Source organism: Actinospica acidithermotolerans (genome assembly GCF_018139625.1).
Taxonomy (GTDB): domain Bacteria; phylum Actinomycetota; class Actinomycetes; order Streptomycetales; family Catenulisporaceae; genus Actinospica; species Actinospica acidithermotolerans.
Map to the genome: position 1 here is coordinate 152,842 of NZ_JAGSOH010000002.1, position 19,143 is coordinate 171,984.

Annotated in this window: 16 protein-coding genes, 1 tRNA gene and 1 pseudogene; 5 read left to right on the forward strand and 13 right to left on the reverse strand. The window is 71.9% G+C overall.

The window, feature by feature from the left end; genetic code table 11:
- Positions 1–130 precede the first annotated feature (130 nt).
- The 9 genes from rpmE to KDK95_RS01590 all read right to left on the reverse strand — a co-directional run bounded on the left by rpmE (position 131) and on the right by KDK95_RS01590 (position 10,687).
- Positions 131–340, reverse strand: coding sequence for a 50S ribosomal protein L31 (gene rpmE / locus KDK95_RS01550; protein WP_212516125.1), 210 nt, complete (start codon positions 338–340; stop codon positions 131–133).
- A 126-nt stretch (positions 341–466) separates the two neighbouring features.
- Positions 467–2,437: a transcription termination factor Rho gene (gene rho / locus KDK95_RS01555; RefSeq protein WP_307844069.1), complete on the reverse strand. Its 1,971-nt coding sequence runs from the start codon at positions 2,435–2,437 to the stop codon at positions 467–469.
- Between the two features lie 407 nt (positions 2,438–2,844).
- Positions 2,845–3,816, reverse strand: coding sequence for a homoserine kinase (gene thrB / locus KDK95_RS01560; RefSeq protein ID WP_307844071.1), 972 nt, complete (start codon positions 3,814–3,816; stop codon positions 2,845–2,847).
- Positions 3,813–4,883, reverse strand: coding sequence for a threonine synthase (gene thrC, locus KDK95_RS01565; RefSeq protein WP_212516127.1), 1,071 nt, complete (start codon positions 4,881–4,883; stop codon positions 3,813–3,815). Before thrC ends, thrB begins: the two co-directional genes overlap by 4 nt.
- Before the next feature lie 34 nt (positions 4,884–4,917).
- Positions 4,918–6,213 carry a homoserine dehydrogenase gene (locus KDK95_RS01570; protein ID WP_372463245.1) on the reverse strand — a complete coding sequence of 432 codons (1,296 nt, stop codon included), beginning with the start codon at positions 6,211–6,213 and terminating at the stop codon, positions 4,918–4,920.
- Positions 6,214–6,336: 123 nt separating this feature from the next.
- Positions 6,337–7,746: a diaminopimelate decarboxylase gene (gene lysA, locus KDK95_RS01575; RefSeq protein ID WP_212516129.1), complete on the reverse strand. Its 1,410-nt coding sequence runs from the start codon at positions 7,744–7,746 to the stop codon at positions 6,337–6,339.
- A gap of 34 nt (positions 7,747–7,780) precedes the next feature.
- Positions 7,781–9,457, reverse strand: coding sequence for an arginine--tRNA ligase (argS, locus tag KDK95_RS01580; RefSeq protein ID WP_212516130.1), 1,677 nt, complete (start codon positions 9,455–9,457; stop codon positions 7,781–7,783).
- A gap of 268 nt (positions 9,458–9,725) precedes the next feature.
- A complete protein-coding gene (locus KDK95_RS01585) occupies positions 9,726–10,268 on the reverse strand; it encodes a MarR family winged helix-turn-helix transcriptional regulator (RefSeq protein ID WP_212516131.1) in 543 nt (180 codons plus the stop codon).
- Positions 10,269–10,279: 11 nt separating this feature from the next.
- Positions 10,280–10,687 (reverse strand): response regulator transcription factor, encoded by a 408-nt coding sequence (locus KDK95_RS01590; protein WP_372463246.1) that lies wholly within the window; start codon positions 10,685–10,687, stop codon positions 10,280–10,282.
- Positions 10,688–10,838: 151 nt separating this feature from the next.
- On the opposite strand from KDK95_RS01590, the gene KDK95_RS01595 reads away from it, so the two are divergent.
- Positions 10,839–10,910: transfer RNA gene (locus tag KDK95_RS01595), tRNA-Arg, on the forward strand.
- A 227-nt stretch (positions 10,911–11,137) separates the two neighbouring features.
- On the opposite strand, the gene KDK95_RS01600 is transcribed toward KDK95_RS01595, so the two are convergent.
- Positions 11,138–11,656 carry an Lrp/AsnC family transcriptional regulator gene (locus KDK95_RS01600; RefSeq protein WP_212516133.1) on the reverse strand — a complete coding sequence of 173 codons (519 nt, stop codon included), beginning with the start codon at positions 11,654–11,656 and terminating at the stop codon, positions 11,138–11,140.
- Positions 11,657–11,761: 105 nt separating this feature from the next.
- Between KDK95_RS01600 and KDK95_RS37575 the strand changes: the two are divergent.
- Positions 11,762–12,679, forward strand: a pseudogene (locus tag KDK95_RS37575) (APC family permease); the annotation flags it as partial.
- A 363-nt stretch (positions 12,680–13,042) separates the two neighbouring features.
- Here KDK95_RS37575 and KDK95_RS37580 read toward each other — a convergent pair.
- On the reverse strand, positions 13,043–14,032 hold the full coding sequence (locus KDK95_RS37580; protein WP_307844074.1) for an ATP-dependent DNA ligase: 990 nt from the start codon (positions 14,030–14,032) through the stop codon (positions 13,043–13,045).
- A gap of 4 nt (positions 14,033–14,036) precedes the next feature.
- Positions 14,037–15,026, reverse strand: a complete 990-nt coding sequence (gene ku / locus KDK95_RS01610; protein WP_212516135.1) for a non-homologous end joining protein Ku — start codon at positions 15,024–15,026, stop codon at positions 14,037–14,039.
- Between the two features lie 31 nt (positions 15,027–15,057).
- Between ku and KDK95_RS01615 the strand changes: the two genes are divergently transcribed.
- The 3 genes from KDK95_RS01615 (at position 15,058) to KDK95_RS01625 (ending at position 17,773) form a co-directional block, all read left to right on the forward strand.
- Positions 15,058–15,927, forward strand: coding sequence for a DNA polymerase domain-containing protein (locus KDK95_RS01615; RefSeq protein WP_212516136.1), 870 nt, complete (start codon positions 15,058–15,060; stop codon positions 15,925–15,927).
- A gap of 88 nt (positions 15,928–16,015) precedes the next feature.
- The gene (locus tag KDK95_RS01620) at positions 16,016–16,456 is read left to right on the forward strand and encodes an RrF2 family transcriptional regulator (protein WP_212516137.1); all 441 of its coding nucleotides are present in this window, start codon (positions 16,016–16,018) and stop codon (positions 16,454–16,456) included.
- Between the two features lie 111 nt (positions 16,457–16,567).
- Positions 16,568–17,773 carry a globin domain-containing protein gene (locus KDK95_RS01625; protein ID WP_212516138.1) on the forward strand — a complete coding sequence of 402 codons (1,206 nt, stop codon included), beginning with the start codon at positions 16,568–16,570 and terminating at the stop codon, positions 17,771–17,773.
- A 6-nt stretch (positions 17,774–17,779) separates the two neighbouring features.
- Here KDK95_RS01625 and KDK95_RS01630 read toward each other — a convergent pair whose 3' ends face one another.
- On the reverse strand, positions 17,780–19,102 hold the full coding sequence (locus KDK95_RS01630) for an MDR family MFS transporter (RefSeq protein WP_212516139.1): 1,323 nt from the start codon (positions 19,100–19,102) through the stop codon (positions 17,780–17,782).
- Positions 19,103–19,143: the final 41 nt, after the last annotated feature.

Here is a 19,143-nt window from a genome sequence, read left to right on the forward strand (position 1 = left end):
CCACTGCCTTTCGGAAACTGCGCTTGTGTCGCTGTCGGATGAGCGGGTCACCGGCACGGGGCCGGATACGCGAGACGGCGCCAGCGGAGCGGGGTCGAACACACCCGCAACGCCGGCGCCGTCGTGGGCGCTACTTCTTCTTGCCGAAGCGCGCCTCGAACTTCGCGACCCGGCCGCCGGTGTCGAGGATGCGCTGCTTGCCCGTGTAGAACGGGTGGCACTGCGAGCAGGTGTCCGAGCTGATCTTGCCGCTGGTGACGGTCGACCGCGTCTCGAAGGTGTTGCCGCAGGCACAGGTCACCGTGGTGACCACGTACTCGGGGTGGATACCGGGCTTCATGGATGCTCCTAGGGGTTCTCAGGCCGCCGGGTCGCCTCCGCGAGGATCGCGGGGCGTGAACCGGACCGACGTACCATCCTACAACGACGGGAGGCCGGGTATTCCCGGCCTCCCGAACGTGCAAACTTACTCGCCGCCGCCGGGCGTCGACTTCTGGATCGTCATCAGGAACTCGGCGTTGGACTTGGTCTTCTTCATCCGGTCGAGCAGCAGCTCCATCGCCTGCTGCTGGTCGAGCGCGTGCAGCACCCGGCGCAGCTTCCAGATGATGGCCAGCTCCTCGGCGCCCAGCAGGATCTCCTCCTTGCGGGTGCCGGACTGGTCGACGTCCACGGCCGGGAAGATGCGCTTGTCCGCGAGCCGCCGGTCGAGCTTGAGCTCGAGGTTGCCGGTGCCCTTGAACTCCTCGAAGATGACCTCGTCGGCCTTCGAGCCGGTCTCCACCAGCGCGGTGGCCAGGATGGTCAGCGAGCCGCCGTGCTCGATGTTGCGCGCCGCGCCGAAGAAGCGCTTCGGCGGGTAGAGCGCGGTCGAGTCCACACCGCCGGACATGATGCGGCCGGAGGCGGGGGCGGAGAGGTTGTAGGCGCGGCCGAGCCGGGTCATCGAGTCCAGCAGGACGACGACGTCCTGGCCCAGCTCGACCAGGCGCTTGGCCCGCTCGATGGCGAGCTCCGCGACGATCGTGTGGTCCTCGGCGGGGCGGTCGAAGGTGGAGGCGATGACCTCGCCCTTGACCGAGCGCTGCATGTCGGTGACCTCTTCGGGGCGCTCGTCCACGAGCACGACCATGAGGTGCACTTCCGGGTTGTTCGTGGTGATCGCGTTGGCGATCGCCTGCAGCACCATCGTCTTGCCGGCCTTCGGCGGCGAGACGATCAGGCCGCGCTGGCCCTTGCCGATCGGGGCCACCAGGTCGATGATCCGGGTGGTCAGCTTGCCGGGCTCGGACTCCAGGCGCAGCCGCTCCTGCGGGTAGAGCGGGGTCAGCTTGTTGAAGTCCGGGCGCTGCGCCACCTGGTCGGGGGCCAGGCCGTTGATCGAGTCCAGGCGCACCAGCGCGTTGAACTTCTCGCGGCGCTCGCCCTCGCGCGGCTGGCGCACGGCGCCGACGATCGCGTCGCCCTTGCGCAGGCCGTAGCGGCGCACCTGGGCGAGCGAGACGTAGACGTCGTTGGAGCCGGGCATGTAGCCGGTGGTGCGCACGAAGGCGTAGCTGTCGAGCACGTCCAGGATGCCCGCGATCGGGATCAGGACGTCGTCCTCGGCGAACTGCGGCTCGGCGCTCTGGTTCTCGAAGTCGCGCCCGCGGGTGCGGCCGCGGCCCCGCTCGCGGAAGCGGCGGTTGCCGTCCTCGCCGCCGCCCTGCTGCTCGTTGCGCCCGCCCTGGCCCTGCTGCCGGCTGTCCCGGCCGCCGCCCTGGCTCTCGCGGCCGCCGCCCTGGCCGTCCCGGCCGCGGCGGCGCTCGCGCTCGCGCTCCCGGCGCGAGGGACGCTGCTGCTGGTCGGGCTGCTGGTCGGACTGCGCGGTGCCCTGGGCCTGCTGCGGCTGCGCGGTGGCGGCCGGGGCGTCGACCACCGCGGTGGCGGTCTGGGCGGCGACGGTCTCGCCCGACGCGGCGGCCTGAGCCTGCTGCCGGCCGCGGCGGCTCGGCCGCTCGGCCGGCGCGTCGCCCTGGGTCTGCACCGGGGTCTCGGCGCGCTGCTGCTCGGGGATCCGCTGCTGCGGGCTCGCCTGCGGCGCGGAGGCGGCGCGGCGGCCGCGGGTGCGCTCGCGCGCCGGCGCGGCGGTCTCGGCGGCCGGCTCGGCCGCGGCCGGAGCCTCCGACGGCGCGTCCTTCGACGCGCGCGCCGCGGCGCCCTTGCCGCGCGAGGAGGCCTCCCGCGGCGAGGCTGCGACCGCGTCGCCCGACTGCACACCGCCGCCCTGGCGCTGCTCGATCGCCTCGATCAGCGCGCTCTTGGGCATGCGCGTCACGCCCTTGACGCCGAGCTCCGCGGCCTTGAGCCGGAGCTCGGGCAGCAGCAGGGCCGCGAGACCCGAGCCGCCGCCGGTGGATCGGCGACGTGCGGTGGTCAGTTCGGTGGTATCGCTCACGAAGGGTCCTTCCCTGGAGCGGGCGCCGCGCGGCGTGATGCCGGAGCGGCGACCGGTCGTGCCCCCGGGGACCGTGCGAGAAGCAGGTCCGACCGGTAGGGCCATGGGTTCAAAGGCCTGGCCGTCGAGGGGCCGTCCGGGTGGCGGCGCGCATACGGCCGCGCGCACGGGACGTCCGTGGCGGGACAACCAGGAGGAGGGGGCAACAGTGCTCGAACGCCCGGCGGGAACGGTGGCCTGCGAAGGTTCCATCGAGGGAACCTACCCAGCCCACATACCGCCGCGAACACCGGTTGCGGTTACCAGACTAACACTTTCTCGCCGAAGTGGCATTCCCCACCTTCTGTGTACACGGCGTTTCGCCGCCCTTGCCGCGCGGCGCCGGGCGCGAGGGCCGCGCGCGCCGCTCAGCGCGCCTTCTCGTCGTCGACGACCACCCCGACGGCCGCGACGGGCAGTTCCGCGGCGCCCCAGTTCGAGTCGCCCACCCGCGGATCCACGCCGCGAGCATACTCCGCCGCGCGCAGCGCGGGTGCGCCGGAAACGCCGAAGGCGAGCACCGAGGGGCCGGCGCCGGAGACCACCGCGGGGTGCCCGTCGGCCCGCAGCCGGGCGATGAGCTGGGCGCTCTGCTCCATCGCCGGGGCGCGGTAATCCTGGTGGAGACGGTCCTCGGTGCCCGCGAAAAGCAGTTCCCTGCGTCGTTCCGCGGCGAGCCCGGGCGTGGTCAGCGCGAGCGCGAGCAGCCCGGAGCGGCCCGCGTTGAACGACGCGTCGGCGTGCGGCACGTCCTTGGGCAGCAGACCGCGCGCGACGTGCGTGGAAAGGGGCTGCGACGGCACGAAGAGGAAGGCTGAGATCTCCTCGGCCGGGTCGAGCCTGAGCACGTCCACGCCGTCCGGCTGCCGCCACGCGGTGGTGAATCCGCCGACGAGGCAGGGCGCGACGTTGTCCGGGTGCCCTTCCAGCTCCGTGGCGAGGTCCAGGGCGCCGTACGCGTCGAGTTCCAGCTCCCCGTCCGCGACCAGGGCCCGCGCGGCCATGACGCCCGCGCAGATGGCCGCCGAGGATGAGCCGAGGCCGCGCCCGTGCGGGATCCGGTTGACGCAGCGCACCCGCAGCCCGGGCGGCGCCACGCCGAGCCGGCCGAACGCCGCCCTCAGGGACCTGACGATCAGATGATTTTCATCAACGGGCAGGGATTCGGCGCCTTCTCCGCTGATCTCGATCTCGAGACCGGAGTCGGCCACCTCGACGGTCACCTCGTCGCGCAGCTCCAGCGCGAGCCCGAAGGCGTCGAAGCCGGGGCCCAGGTTGGCGCTCGTCGCCGGGGGGCGGACGGTCACCGGACCCCGGCGCAGTCGTGCGTCGAGCGTCACGCGAGCCCCAGGACCCCGGCGGCGCTGACGGTGTCGCAGGCGACCTTCGGCGGGCGCGGCGCGCCGTTGATGGCCCAGTCCGCGTCCTTGAGCCCGTTGCCGGTCACGGTGACCGTGATGCGCTGCCCCTTGTCGAGGCGGCCCTCCTCGGCCAGCTTGAGCAGCCCCGCCACGCCCGCGGCGCTGGCCGGCTCGACGAACACGCCCTCCTGCGAGGACAGCAGCCGGTAGGCCGAGAGGATCTGACGGTCGGTCACCGACTCGATCAGGCCCTCGGACTCCTCGCGAGCGGCGATGGCCAGGTCCCAGGACGCCGGGTTGCCGATCCGGATCGCCGTGGCGATGGTCTGCGGGTTGGCGACCGGGGCGCCGGAGACGAACGGGGCTGCGCCGGCCGCCTGGAAGCCGAACATCCGCGGCCGGCGGGTGGCCACGCCGTCCTTCGCGTACTCGGTGTAGCCCTTCCAGTAGGCGGAGATGTTGCCCGCGTTGCCCACCGGCAGCACGTGCACGTCCGGCGCGTCGCCGAGCGCGTCCACGATCTCGAAGGCGGCGGTCTTCTGCCCCTCGAGCCGGTCCGGGTTGACGGAGTTGACCACGGCCACCGGGTACTTCTCGCCGAGCTCGCGGACCATGGTGAGGCAGTCGTCGAAGTTGCCCGCGACCTGCAGGATCTTCGCGCCGTGCGCGAGGGCCTGGCTGAGCTTGCCCATGGCGATCTTGCCGTCCGGGATCAGCACCGCGCACAGCATGCCGGCGCGCACCGCGTAGGCCGCGGCGGACGCGCTGGTGTTGCCGGTGGACCCGCAGATCACCGCCTTGGCGCCGTCCTCGGCGGCCTTGGAGATGGCCATCGTCATCCCGCGGTCCTTGAAGGAGCCGGTCGGGTTCATCCCCTCGACCTTGAGGTAGACCTCGCAGCCGGTGAGCTCGGAGACGGCCTGGGCGGGCACGAGCGGCGTGCCGCCCTCGCCGAGCGTCACCACCGGGGTATCGGCCGTCACCGGCAGCCGGTCCCGGTACTCCTCGATCAGCCCGCGCCACTGGCGCCCGACCTGGATGCTCATGATGGTCTCTCCTCCTGCTGCCCAGCCATCATCGTCAATCGCCTTCCACGCGCATCACCGAGGCGACGGCGCGCACCGTGGGCATCGCCCGCAGCTTCTCCACGGTGCCGCTCAGGGCGGCGTCGCTGGCCGCGTGGGTGGAGACCACGAGCCGCGCGTCGTCCCCGCGGCCCTCCTGGCGCACCGTCTGGATCGACACGTCCTGCTGCGCGAAGATCTGCGCGACCTGCGCGAGCACGCCGGCCTTGTCGTCCACGTCGAGCGAGATGTGGTAGCGGGTGCGCGCCTCGCCCATCGGGCTCACCCGCAGGTCGGCGTAGGCGGACACGCCGGGGGCCCGGCCGCCGTTCACCCGGTTGCGGCACACGGCCACCAGGTCGCCGAGCACGGCGCTCGCGGTCGGCGTGCCGCCGGCGCCGGGGCCGTAGAACATCAGCTGGCCGGCGGCCTCGGACTCGACGAAGACCGCGTTGTAGGCCTCGCGCACCCCGGCCAGCGGGTGCGAGCGCGGGATCATCGCCGGGTGGACCCGCGCGGTGACCGATTCGCGCTCCTTGTCCACCTCGCAGATGGCCAGCAGCTTCACGACCGAGCCCATCTCCCGGGCCGAGGCCACGTCGGAGGCGGTGACCCGGGTGATGCCCTCGCGGTAGACGTCCGCGGCGGTCACCTTGGTGTGGAAGGCGAGCGAGGCGAGGATCGCGGCCTTGGCGGCGGCGTCGAATCCCTCGACGTCGGCGGTCGGGTCGGCCTCCGCGTAACCCAGCTCGGTGGCCTCCTCGAGCGCCTCGTCGAAGCCGGCGCCGGTGGAGTCCATCCGGTCCAGGATGAAGTTGGTGGTGCCGTTGACGATGCCGAGCACCCGCTCGACCTTGTCGCCGACGATCGACTCGCGCAGCGGCCGCAGCAGCGGGATGGCCCCGGCAACGGCGGCCTCGTAGTAGAGGTCCACGCCGAACTTGTCGGCCGCGGCGTGCAGTTCGGCCCCGCGCTCGGCCAGCAGCGCCTTGTTCGCGGTGACCACGCTCGCGCCTGCCTCCATGGCGCTCAGGATCAGGCTGCGGGCCGGCTCGATGCCGCCGATGACCTCGATGACCACGTCGTTGTCCGGCCGGGCCGCGAGCTCGCGGGCGTCGGTGGTGAACAGCTCAGGGTCGACCGGCAGGTTGCGCGCGCGGGCCGGACGGCGGACCGCGATGCCGGACAGCTCGACCGGCGAACCGATCCGGGCCGCGAGGTCCGCGCCCGTCGTCGTCATGAGCCGGGCCACCTCGGAGCCGACGACCCCGCAGCCCAACAACGCCACCTTGAGTGGGCGCTCGCTCATGATCTCGAACCTCTCGTATCCGGCGTGTGTCCGACCAGTCTCACCTTTCGGTCGCGGGAAGTCCCACGACGTCCACTGGGTGAGACCGGAAGTCTTGCGGTTCGCGGCCCGCGCGACAAGCGCGTTTCAGCCGAGATCGAGTGCCAGCAGGTCCTCTTCCGTCTCCCGGCGCACCAGCACCCGCTCGGCGCCGTCGAGCACGGCGAGCACCGGCGGACGCAGGGCGTGGTTGTAGTTCGAGGCCATCGAGCGGCAGTAGGCGCCGGTCGCGGCGACCGCGAGCAGGTCGCCGGGGCCCACGTCGGCGGGCAGCCAGGTGTCCTTCACCACGATGTCACCGGACTCGCAGTGCTTGCCGACCACGCGGGCGAGCATCGGCTCGGCCTCGGAGGTGCGGGACGCGAGCGCGCACGTGTACTCGGCGTCGTAGAGGGCGGTGCGGATGTTGTCGCTCATCCCGCCGTCCACCGACACGTACGTGCGCAGGCCCTCGAGCGGCTTGACCGTGCCGACCTCGTAAAGGGTGATCCCGGGCGGGCCGGAGATGGCGCGGCCCGGCTCGACCGTGATCCGCGGCGTCGGCAGGCTGTAGCCGAAGCACTCGCGCGCCACGATCGCCTTGAGCGAGGCCACGATCGTGAACGCGTCCTCCGGGTCGTCCTCGCTGGTGTACGCGATGCCCAGGCCGCCGCCGAGGTCGAGCTCGGGCAGCGCGACGCCGTGCTCCTCGCGGATGGCGGCGAGCAGCCCGACGGCGCGGTGCGCGGCGGTCTCGAAGCCGGCGGTGTCGAAGATCTGCGAGCCGATGTGCGAGTGCAGGCCGACCAGTTCGAGCGAGCCGCGGTGCTTGAACACCCGGCGCACGGCCTCTGCGGCCTCGCCGCCGGCCAGCGAGAAGCCGAACTTCTGGTCCTCGTGCGCCGTGGCGATGAACTCGTGAGTGTGCGCCTCGACGCCGACGGTCACCCGGACCATCACCCGCGCCACGGCGCCGCGGTCGGCGGCCAGCTGCGCGAGCCGCTCGATCTCCTGTTGCGAGTCCACGACGAAGCGGCCGACCCCGGCGTCCAGCGCCCGGGTCAGCTCCTCGACGGTCTTGTTGTTGCCGTGGAAGGTGATCCGGTGCGCCGGGAACCCGGCCGCCAGCGCTATCGCCAGCTCGCCGCCCGAGCACACGTCCAGGCCGAGGCCCTCCTCGGCGGCCCAGCGGGCGACCGCCTTGGACAGGAAGGACTTGCCCGCGTAGTGCACCGGCGGCTCGTCCCGGCTGTAGTCGCCGAAGGCGGCGAGCCAGGTCTGCGCGCGGCGCCGCCAGTCGGCCTCGTCCAGCACGTAGGCCGGGGTGCCCTGACGCCGCGCCAGCTCGCGCACGCCGAGGCCGCCGAGCGTGAGCTGCCCGGTCTCCTCGTCCCGCGCGGCGGTGATCGGCCAGACCTTCGGGTCGAGCGCGTTCAGATCGGCCGGCGGCGCGCCGACCCCGCCCGCGGGCAGCACGTCGGCGTACCGCGGTCCCGCCGGGTGTGCGGCTCGGCTCATCGCCCGCTCCCTTCCGAGTTCGCCGGCACCGTGCTCACATCCGCTCCGGCGCCGAGACGCCGAGCAGCCCGAGCCCGTTCGCCATCACCGTCTGAGTCGCCTCGGCCAGCCACAGCCGCGCCCGGGTCAGCTCGACCGGAAGTTCCAGATCCCCCTTCGGCAGGATCCGGCACTCCTCATAGAAGCGGTGGTAAACGCCCGCCAGCTTCTCCAGGTACATCGCCACCCGGTTCGCCTCCCGGAACTGGCCAGCCTCCGCGACGACCCGCGGGAACTCGCCGAGCGTGCCGAGCAGGTCGTTCTCCTTCTCGTGGGTGAGCAGCGCCGGGTCGAAGTCCGCGGCGGCGCCCTTGTCGATCCCCATCTCGGCGGCGTTGCGCTTGAGCGAGCACATCCGCGCGTGCGCGTACTGGATGTAGTAGACCGGGTTGTCGGTGGACTGCCGGGTCAGCAGGTCGATGTCGAGCGTGATGTTGGAGTTCGTGGACTGCCGCACCAGCGCGTACCGGGCCGCGTCCACGCCGATCCACTCGACGACGTCGTCGATCGTGATGATGTTGCCCGCCCGCTTGGACATGCGGACCTCTTCGCCGTCCTTGAGCATCTTCACGAACTGGCCGATCAGGACCTCGAGGTCCTTCTCCGGGTCCGCGCCCGCGCAGGCGACGACGGCCTTGAGCCGGCCGACGTACCCGTGGTGGTCCGCGCCGAGCAGGTAGATCGCGGGCGAGAAGCCGCGGTCCCGCTTGTTCAGGAAGTAGGCGGCGTCCGAGGCGAAGTAGGTCTTCTCCCCGTTCGACCGGACCAGCACCCGGTCCCGGTCGTCGCCGAAGTCGGTGGTGCGCAGCCAGACCGCGCCGTCCTTGTCGAAGACGTGCCCCTGCTCGCGCAGCCGGTCCAGCGCCTTCTCGACGGCGCCCGAGTCGTGCAGCGACTTCTCGGAGAACCAGACGTCGAAGTGCGTGCCGAAGTCCTCGGTGGACTTCTGGATCTGAGCGGTCATCAGCCGCAGGCCCTCTTCGCGGAAGACCCGCAGCTGCTCCTGCTCAGGCAGCTCCTTCACGCCCGGGTTCGCGGCGACGATCTCGGCCGCGATGTCCAGGATGTACTCGCCGACGTAGCCGTCCTCCGGCACCGGCCGGCCGTGCGCCGCGGCGTGCAGCGAGGCGGCGAACTTGTCGATCTGGGTGCCGGCGTCGTTGATGTAGTACTCGGAGACGACCTCCGCGCCTCCGGCGCGCAGGATCCGCGCCAGCGAGTCGCCCACGGCCGCCCAGCGCACGCCGCCGATGTGGATCGGCCCGGTCGGGTTCGCCGAGATGAACTCGAGGTTGATCTTCTGCCCGGCGAAGGTGCCGGTGCGCCCGTAGGAGTCGCCGGCCGTCACGATCGTGCGCGCGAGCTCGCCCTGCACGGCGGCGTCCAGCGTCACGTTGATGAACCCGGGCCCGGCCACCTCGGCCGACTTGATCCCAGCGACCTCCGCCAGCCGCGGCGCCAGCAGCTCGGCCACCTCCCGCGGCGGCCGCCCGGCGCGCTTCGCCAGCTGCAGCGCCACGTTCGTGGCGTAGTCGCCGTGGTCGCGGTTCTTCGGTCGCTCGACGGTGACCTCCAGCGAAGCCAGGACGTCGGCGGGCAGGGCAAGCTCCCCGGCGTCCGCGGTGGAGCGGATCGCGGCGAGCACGGTGGCGGAGAGTTCGGCTGGGGTCACGGGTCAAGGCTACGGGACCGGGGCGGCCGCGCCCCAATCCTGACCGGCACTCGGACGCTCCCACCCCCGGCCTTGGGGCTAGCTCCGGCTATCCCGGCCTTGGGGCTCGCTCCGGCCGTGGGGCTCGCTCCGGCTAGCTCCGGCCTTGGGGCTCGCTCCGGCTACTCCCGGCCTTGAAGCTACCTCCGGCCTTAAGGGCTACCTCCAGCCTTGCCTCCGGCCTTGGGACCACCCCCGGCCGTGGGGCTCCGGCCTTGCCTCCTTGGCGCTACCTCCGGCCTTGGGGCCTTCCCGAGCCCGCGCGGCGGGGCGGCAGCGGCTCCTCCCCCGCGTCCAGGATCTCCAGGATCCGGCGCAGTTCGCTCTGCTCCGCGTTGCCCAGCTTGCCGAACAGCTGCTCCGCGGCCTCCGCGCGCATCCGCCCGACCCGGCTGAGCACGTCGTGCCCCGCGTCGGTCAGCACCACGATCGTCGCGCGCCGGTCCGTCGGGTCGTTCTGCCGGGCGACGAAGCCGGCCGCCTCCAGCGTGTCGACCATGGACGTGATGGAGCGCGGCACCACCTCGAGCGCCTGCGCCAGGTCGGCCATCCGCGGCCGCTCGTAGCGCGAGATCACCCGCAGCGCCCGGGCCTGCGCCTCGGTCAGCCCGAACTGGTCGTACGAGGGCGCCGATCGCCGGCGGATGCGGTGCGCCGTCCGCAGGTAGAGCTCGGCCAGGCTCGGCTCGCCAGTGGCCGCGGCCGAAGGGGCCGACGCGACGCCGCCTTCGGGCGGCGGGCCTGCGGATTCGTGGTCGGACACTAGGGTCATGGTCACACAGTCTATTTGTAAGAGTCGTCTGGGCGAGAGGTCGAAGCAGAAAAAGCTGAAGCTCGACTTAAGACGGCCGACCTTACCGTACGGACCAACTCTGCGGGGTCGAAGGGCTTCGTCAGATACGCCTGCACCCCGAGCTCCCGCCCCCGCGCCAGATCGCTCTCCTGCGCGCACGCCGTGACCATGACCACCGGCAGCCCCTTCGTGGCCGCCGCCCCCCGCAGCCGCGCCAGGGTCGCGAACCCGTCGAGCTGCGGCATCACCACGTCCAGCGTGATCACGTCCGGCAGCACCGTCTCGAGCCGGGCGAGGCAGTCCATCCCGTCCTCCGCGAGGTGCACCTCGAAGCCCTCGAGCTCCAGGTTGACGGCGATCAGCTGCCGGATGACGTCGTTGTCGTCCACGACCAACACCCGCGGCCGCCGCCCGGGCTCGGCGGAACTGCGCAGGTCAACGGTGTCGTCGGACGGGGATGAGGGTGTGGTGGTCACAGGCCCCAAGGTACCCCCGGCCAAACCCGCGCGCGGTCCGTTCCCCGGAACTGGTACAGTTCTCTCCGTTGCCGCCCCCGTAGCTCAGGGGATAGAGCACCGCCCTCCGGAGGCGGGTGCGTAGGTTCGAATCCTACCGGGGGCACTCAGCTTGACCAGGACCGCAGCTCATGGAGCTGCGGTTTTCGTTTCTCTGGGAGTCCTCGGTCAGATGCGTGTTCGACGCCGCTCCCACTCGGAGACGAGCTTCTCGTACGAAGCCCCTTGATACGCCTCCGACATCGCCTGGAGCTGACTCGTCGCGTCCGACGCACCTCACCGCGATGAGCGGTATCGGGCGAGTCCAGGGCAGAGTACGACTTCAGCCGTCCTTTACGAGCCCGGATGCGCTTTCCGCGCGCCGCCGGGTCGGGTCGGCGGCTGGAGGTGTTCGAGTGGGAGGGGGCCGCGGGTGAGGGCGCTGCGCAGGACGAAGATGCTGCGGGCGGCGCTGACGGGTTCGATCGCGAGGACGCGGTCGAGGAGGACTTCCTCGTAGACGGCGAGGCTGGGGACCACCGCCTCGACGAGGAAGTCGGCGTCGCCGGAGACGAGGTGGACTGCTACCACGTAGGGGATCGCGGTCAGGCCCTCTTCGAGTTCGCGGGCGCTCTGGCGGGAGTGGCCGGAGACGGTCAGCTCGATGAATACCGTCAGTTCCAGGCCCAGCTGCTCGCGGTCCAGCTCGGCGCGGTAGCCGCTGATCAGGCCCTGCGCCTCCATCGCTTTCGTGCGGCGGAGGGTGGCGGACGGCGAGAGCGAGACCTCCTCCGCCAGGTCGACGTTCGCGATGCGGCCGTCGCGCTGCAGGCGGGCGAGGATGGCGAGGTCGCTGGCGTCCAGCTCTGGCATCGGATTCTCCGATCAAGGGATTTGGCGACGGAATATTGTGCGATACGCGCTCAGGCAGGTCTAGTTTGCCAGCGGGTGCCGCGGTTTGTGCGCGAAAATTGCAGCATGAGGGGCAATCGGATAGGGGTTCGCACGGCCGCCGGCGCCGCGGGGTCTTCGGATTCATGGGCGCTGTCCGTCCCGCGGGGGTTGTCGCTCTACGTCGGCGCGCTGCTCGGGCCGGGGCTGCTGCTGCTTCCGGGGATCGCGTACGGCCTGGCCGGGCCGGCTTCGATCGTGGCTTGGGGCGGGCTGCTGGCGGTGTCGGGGCTGTTCGCGTTGGTGTTCACGGCGCTCGGGATCGCGCTGCCGGGTGGCGGCGGGGTCGTCGCGTATACGACTGCGGGGCTCGGGCGGCGGGCCGGGCGCGCGGTGGGCTGGTGCTTCGTGACGGCCGTGGTACTCGGGGCGCCGGTGGTGTGCCTGATCGGCGCGGGGTACATCACGGCGCTCACCGGTGGCGGCCGGTTGAGCACGGCGGTGGTGGCCGCGGGGTTGTTGGCGCTCGTCACGACACTGACGCTGGCGGGAGCGCGCATCGGGACGAGCGTGCAGATGGGCATGATTGCGTTGCTGCTGGCGGTGATCGCGGCCGCGGTCGTCGGCTCGCTGCATGCGGCGCGGGCCACGCATTGGACGCCGTTCGCGCCGCATGGGTGGGGTGCGACGGGATCGGCGGCGTCGGTGCTGATGATGTCGTTCGTCGGTTGGGAGGCGATCGCACCGCTGACGCGTCGGCTGGCGGATCCGGGGCGGACTCTGCCGCGGATCACGGCGATGTCGTTCGGGGTCACGGCAGCCATCTACCTCGCGCTGGCCGCGACCGTTATCTCCGTGCTGGGGCCACGCGCGGTGACCAGTGCGCCGATTGCCGAGTTGCTGCGCGTCGCGCTGGGATCGACGGGACCGTACCTTGCCGCGGGCGCTGCCGCGCTGCTCACGCTCGCGACGGTCAACGCCTACCTGACGGGCGCTGCCGCGCTCGCCGCGCACCTGCGCCACGAAGGCGAAGGTGTGGAAGCGGCCGGGAAAGAGCGGCCGAAGGGATTCTTCGTCTTCGTGGGGGTTACGGGGTTCGGCGGGCTGGGTGCGGAGGCGCTAGGGGTGCTCGATCCGGCCCGGATGGTCACGTTGCCCACGGCGTTGTTCCTGGTGGTCTACATCGGATCCACTGCGTCGGCCGCTCGGATTCTGCGCGGACGGATGCGGTGGGCCGCGATCGGCGCGTGCGCGGCGTCGGCGGTGATCCTCGGGTTCTGCGGGCTGCTCGCGGGGTTCGCCGTGCTGGTCGCGGCCGTCGCGTTCACGGCGCAGGCGCGGCGGGCCGGCCGGCTGCGGTTGCCCCGGCTACAGCTTCGCCGTGGCCGGGAGCAGCTCCGCCGCGGTGAGGTCGGGGCGCGGGCGCAGGAGGTGGGCCGGCTGGCGCCAGCGGCCGCGGGTGTCGGTGGAGACGCCGACGGTGACCTCGACGACGAGGGTGGGCTCGACGAGGATCGCCGGGTGGGCCGCGGACCGCTCGAACGCGGCGGTCGGCCGCTCGTCCTGCCAGGGATGGCCAGGGGCCGCGGGGGCGAGTCGGGCGGCCAGCTCGCGTGCGGCGCTCGGGCCGATCGGGACGGTGTGGCCTAGGTACCGCAGGCCGTGCTCCTGGCCGGGGATGCCGAGGTGCAGGACCTCGGGCCGGCGCAGGGAGCCGGTGACGGCGCCGAGGACGACCTCGAGCGAGTCGTGCACGCGGTACTTGGCCCAGCCGCGTTTTCCGGGCAGGTACGGCTGATCGCGGCGCTTGAGGCAGAGGCCTTCGATGCCGAACTCGGTCCACGCCGTGAGCCACAGTCCGATCTCGTCGGGGTCGCTGCTGACCGGGCAGAGGGCGAAGTTCGCCGCCAGCTCGTAGTCCGCGAAGACCCGCTCCAGGCCGCGGCGGCGGACGTCGTACGGCTCGGCGGTCAGGTCGCGGTCGACGAGGTGCAGCAGGTCGAAGGCGATGTAGCTGGCGGGGTGCCCGGCGGCGAGTTCGGCGATGGGACGGCGGCGCTGGCCGTGCCGCTGGAGCAGCAGCTTGAAGTCGAGCTGGCCGGCGTTCCAGATGACCAGCTCGCCGTCGAGCAGCAGGTCGCCGAGTTCGTCCGGCAGGCTCTCGGCGGCGCGGACGATCTCCGGGAACGAGGACGTGAGCTCGACGCCGCGCCGCGAGACCAGGCGCGGGAGCCGGCCGGACTCGCGGGCGAGGAGCGCCCGGAAGCCGTCCCACTTCGGCTCGGCGACCCAGCCCTCGGGCAGCCGCGCCGAGGTCGTGGGGGCCGCGAGCATCGGCTCGCTCGGCAGGCGGAGCACGGGGCTAGCCCGCCTTGCGCGAGGTGGTGCTCTTCTTCGTGGTCTTCTTCGCGGCCGTCTTCTTGGCAGCGGTCTTCTTCGCCGGCGCCGCCTTCTTCGCGGCGGTCTGCTTCGAAGCCGCGGTCTTGCGCGGGCTCGCCGTCTTGGCCGCGGCCTTCTTGGCGGCCGGCGCGGACTCGGCGGCTTCGCCGGAGTCGCCCGACCCGCCGGAGGTCCCGGTCTTGCGGGCCCGCTCGGACTCGATGGCCCGGTTGAGGATCTCCGTGATGTCGATGACGTTCGAGTCCTCGGTCGGCTTGGCGGGCGCGGTCGGCTTGGTGCCGTGCTGCTTGGCGTCGATGAGCTCCTGCATCGCCTCGCGGTACTCGTCGTGCAGGTCCTCGATGGAGAAGCCCTTCGTCACCTCGTCCAGCAGGGACTGGGCCATGCGCAGCTCGTTGGCGTGCACGGTCGCGCTCGGGGTGCGCAGGTCGGCCTGGCGTACCTCGTCCGGCCAGAGCATCGTGTGCAGCATCAGCAGGTCGTCGACCACCCGGACCACCGCGAGGCTCTCCTTGGTGGACAGGGTGACCTTCGCGACCGCGACCTTCCCGGACTCCCGCATCGCCTCGCGCAGCAGCACGTACGGCTTGTCGGGGGCGCGCTTGCCGAGGCCGACGAAGTAGGCCTGGTCGAACTGCATCGGGTCGAACGTGCCGGCGTCGACGAAGCCCTGCACGTCGATCACGTGCAGGCTGGGCACCGGCAGGTTCTCCAGGTCGGCCTTGGTGAGGATGACCTGCTCGTCCTCGTCGACCTCGACGCCCTTGGTGATCTCGTCGTAGGGGACCTCGGACTCCTCGAGCTCGCAGAACCGCTTGTAGCGGATGCGTCCGCCGTCCTTCTCGTGCACCTGGTAGGTCTTGGGGCCTTCGTGCGGCTCGGTGGCCTTGTACAGCTGCACCGGCACGCTGAACAGGTTGATCGCGATCGATCCAGACCACGAGGCTCGCATACATGCCTCCATGTACGGGGATTTCCAGAGTATGCCCGAGCGGATCCGCGTGCAGGTCGGCGAGCGGCAGGTCACGCTCTCCCACCTGGGAAAGCCGCTCTGGCCGGGGTTCAGCAAGGCCGAGGTGCTCGACTACTACCTGAAGGTCGCCGACGTGCTCGTTCCGCACGTGCGACGGCGGCCCGCCTCCTTCCTGCGCTGCCCGACGGGTGCCGACGGGCCGCTGTTCTTCACGCACGAGGCGCCCGACGGCCTGCCGAACTGGATCGCCACCGCCGCGAAGGGCAAGCACACGCAGGTCTCCCTCGACGACACGCCCACCCTGATCAGCGTCGTCAATGCCTACTGCGTGGAGCTGCACGTGCCGCAGTGGACCGCCGACACCGGCCCCGACCTGCACGACCGGCTCATCTTCGACCTGGACCCGGGCGACGGCGCCGACATGACCACCTGCGCGCGCGTGGGGCTGCTCGTCCACGAGCAGCTGCGCGCGGACGGGCTGACCGGCGTGCCGGTGACCAGCGGCGGGCTCGGCCTGCACGTCTACGTCGCACTCGACCCGCCGTGGCGCGTCACGGATGCGACCGGCTACGCGAAGAGCCTCGCCCAGCGCCTGACCTCCGCGCACCGCGACCTGATCACCTTCACGCGCGGGGCCAGGGCGCGGTCGGGCGGCCGCGTCCTGGTCGACTGGCAGCAGAACATAAGCCGCGCCACGACCTCCGCGCCGTACACGCTCAGGATCCGCGACGCGGCGCCCGGGGTGTCGGCCCCGGTGACCTGGCGCGAGGTGGAGCAGGCCACGAAGCGGCCGTTCGCGTTCACCCCGGCCGACGTTGTGGCACGGATCACCGAGCACGGCGATCACGCCCTCGGCCTGCTCGAACCCGCGCCCTACTGACCGTCAGGTCGCCGGGCCCGGGCGATGTCGCCGGGATCACGCACCCCTGAATGCGCATCGCAGATTCGTATTTGGTAGCGTGATCGCCATGAAGCTGACGAAGTTCACTGATCTGTCACTGCGGGCCGTGATGCGGCTCGCGGTGGCCGAGGGGGACTCGTCGCTGACGACGCGCGAGGTGGCCGAGGCCATGGACGTGCCCTACACCCACATGGCGAAGGCGGTCAGCCGCCTGCAGCACCTCGGCGTCGTCGAGGCGCGGCGCGGCCGGGGCGGCGGGCTCGGACTGACGGCCCTGGGCCGGCGGGCCACCGTCGGCTGGCTGGTCCGCGAACTCGAAGGCGAGGACGAGGTGGTCGCCTGCGAGGGCGAGCAGCCGTGTCCGCTGCGCGCCGCCTGCCGACTGCGCTCCGCACTGCGGCGGGCGCAGGAGTCCTTCTACGCCGAACTCGACACGCTGTCCGTGGCCGAGCTCTCCGCCTCCCCCGCCGGCCCGGTGCTGCTGAGCCTGTCCGGCCGCGCCAACTGACCCGAAGGTCCCGCAGCGACGGTGCGACGGAGCGCCGCTGAATGCTGCCTCAAGCATGCCGTGCCGCCTTAAATACGCATCTTAGATACCAATTAAGCTCGAAGGATCGCCATGCTCTCCGAACAGTCCGCTCCGGTCATCCGCGCCACCCTGCCCATGGTCGGCGCCTCCATCGACGAGATCACCGAGCTCTTCTACGCGAAGCTCTTCGAGGCCCACCCCGAGCTGCTGCGCGACCTGTTCAACCGCGGCAACCAGGCCAACGGCGAGCAGCGCCGGACGCTGGCCGGCTCCATCGCGGCGTTCGCCGGCGCGCTGATCGCGAACCCCGAGGCGCGGCCGGACGCCATGCTGGCGCGGATCGCGCACAAGCACACCTCGCTCGGCGTCACGTCCGAGCAGTACAAGGTCGTGCACAAGCACCTGTTCGCGGCGATCGTCGACGTGCTCGGCGACGCCGTCACCCCGGAGGTCGCCGCGGCCTGGGACGAGGTCTACTGGCTGATGGCCAACGCGCTCATCGCCATCGAGGCGCGGGCCTACGAGCAGGCGGCCGTCGCTGAGGGCGAGGTCTGGCGCCGCATGGTGATCGCCGAGCGGCAGGAGGAGACGGCGGACGCGGTCTCCCTCGTGCTGCGGCTGCCCGACGGCGCGCCCGCCGGCGATTTCCTGCCGGGGCAGTACGTGAGCGTCCAGGTGGAGCTGCCTGACGGCGCTAAGCAGATCCGCCAGTACAGCCTCTCCTGCGCTCCCGGCCGGCCGAACTGGCGCATCACGGTCAAGCGGGTGCGTGGCGGGAACGCTCCGGAGGGCGAGGTCTCCACGTGGCTGCACGAGCACGCCCGGCCCGGCGACCTGCTGACCGTCTCCCTCCCGGCCGGCGACCTGGTGCTGCCCGAGGGGGACGGCCCGCTGCTGCTGGCCTCCGCCGGCATCGGCTGCACTCCGATGCTCGCGCTGCTCGACCACCTCGCCGCGAGCGGCACGGACCGGCGCATCTCCGTGCTGCACGCCGACCGCACGCCGGAGGACCACGCGCACCGCGACGAGCAGCGCCGCCTGGTCGACGGCCTGCCTGGCGCGGCCCTGCACCTCTGGTACGAGGACGCGCCCGAGAGCCTGCCCGCCGGGGCGAACCTCGGCTTCACCGACCTCGGCTCCCCCGGCGCGCCGGAGCTGCCGGAGAACCTGACCGTTCTGCTGTGCGGCCCGCTCCCCTTCATGCGCGCCGTGCGCGGCCAGCTGATCGAGCGCGGCGTGCCGGCGTCAGCCATCCATTACGAGGTCTTCGGTCCGGACCTCTGGCTGGCTGCCTGATCGGCCTCAGGCCGAGGACGCGGCGGGCTCGGGTACCGGGACCTGGGCCGCGCGGGCCGCGTCGTGGCCGCGCTCCGGGGCGAGGCGGCCGGCGACCTCCGGAGCGAGGCGGAGCAGCGCGGCGGCGGCCACGATCGACAGGGCCAGGCAGCCGATCCAGACCGGCGTTCCGCCGAGGGCCGCGAACGCGATGCCGCCGGTCAGCGGTGCGAGGACCGCACTGCCCGACCAAGCGATCTGGTAGACGCCCTGGTAACGGCCGCGCAGGTGGGACGGCGCGAGCTGGGCCACGAGCGCGGAGGCGATCGGCGTATTGCCGATCTCGCCGATGGTCCAGACGGTGACGGAGAGGGCGAAGACGCCGAGGCTGCCGCCCAGCAGCGGAACGGCCATGCCGAGTCCCATCACGAGACCCGAGGACGCGATGACCTGTACGGTCGGGAAGCGCTCGAGCCAGCGTACGAGAGGGAGTTGCAGGGCGACGATGAGCACGCCGTTGATCGCGCTGATGTAACCGACGTGGGCAGCGCTCAGTCCGTCCTTGGCCATGGCCATCGGCTGCGCGGCGTTGCATTGCTGGAAGACGAGCAACTGCAGGAAGAACACGGCGACGAAGCCCACGAAGACGCGGTCGCGCAGGACTGTGCGCAGGCCGTCGCGGGCCGCGGGCCCCGAGCCCTTGGACTCGCTCGCAGCAGACGCCGACACCGGCACCGCCTGCGGCGTCGTGTCGTGCACGAAGACCGCCATCAGAACGACGCAGAGCAGCGTCGAGGCCGCGTCCGCGTAGAAGAGCGCGCGGTAGCCGAATGCGACGACGAGACCGATCGACATGCTGGCTACGGCGAAGCCGAGGTTGATGGCCCAGTAGTTGAGCCCGTATGCGCGCACGCGCTGCGCGGGCGGCACGATGTCGGCGATCATCGCGGACGTCGCGGGCCGGAAGGCGTTGGTGACCAGGCCGACCGTGAGCGCGCCGAGGCACAGCCAGAGCGGCGAGCGGGCGTATCCGAGGGCGAGGATGCTCGCGGCGTTGGCGGTGAGCGAGGCGACGAGCGTCGGCTTGCGGCCGATCCGGTCCGCGAGCACGCCGCCCACCACGCCGGACACGCTCGCGCCGACGCCGTAGAGCGCGGCGACCAGGCCCGCGAACGCGGCGCTGCGGTGCATCGGCCCGGTCAGGTAGTAGGCGAGCAGCGGCAGCACGAAGGAGCCGAGCCGGTTCACGAGCGTGCCGAGCCAGATCCACCAGAACGCCGAGGGCAGTCCGCCGAACGCGCCTCGGGCGGCGCCCCGCATCCGGCCGGCCGCGTTCGAGGTCCTCGACATCCGCATCATCCGCCCCGAATCCGTAATAGGTGCAACCGCGC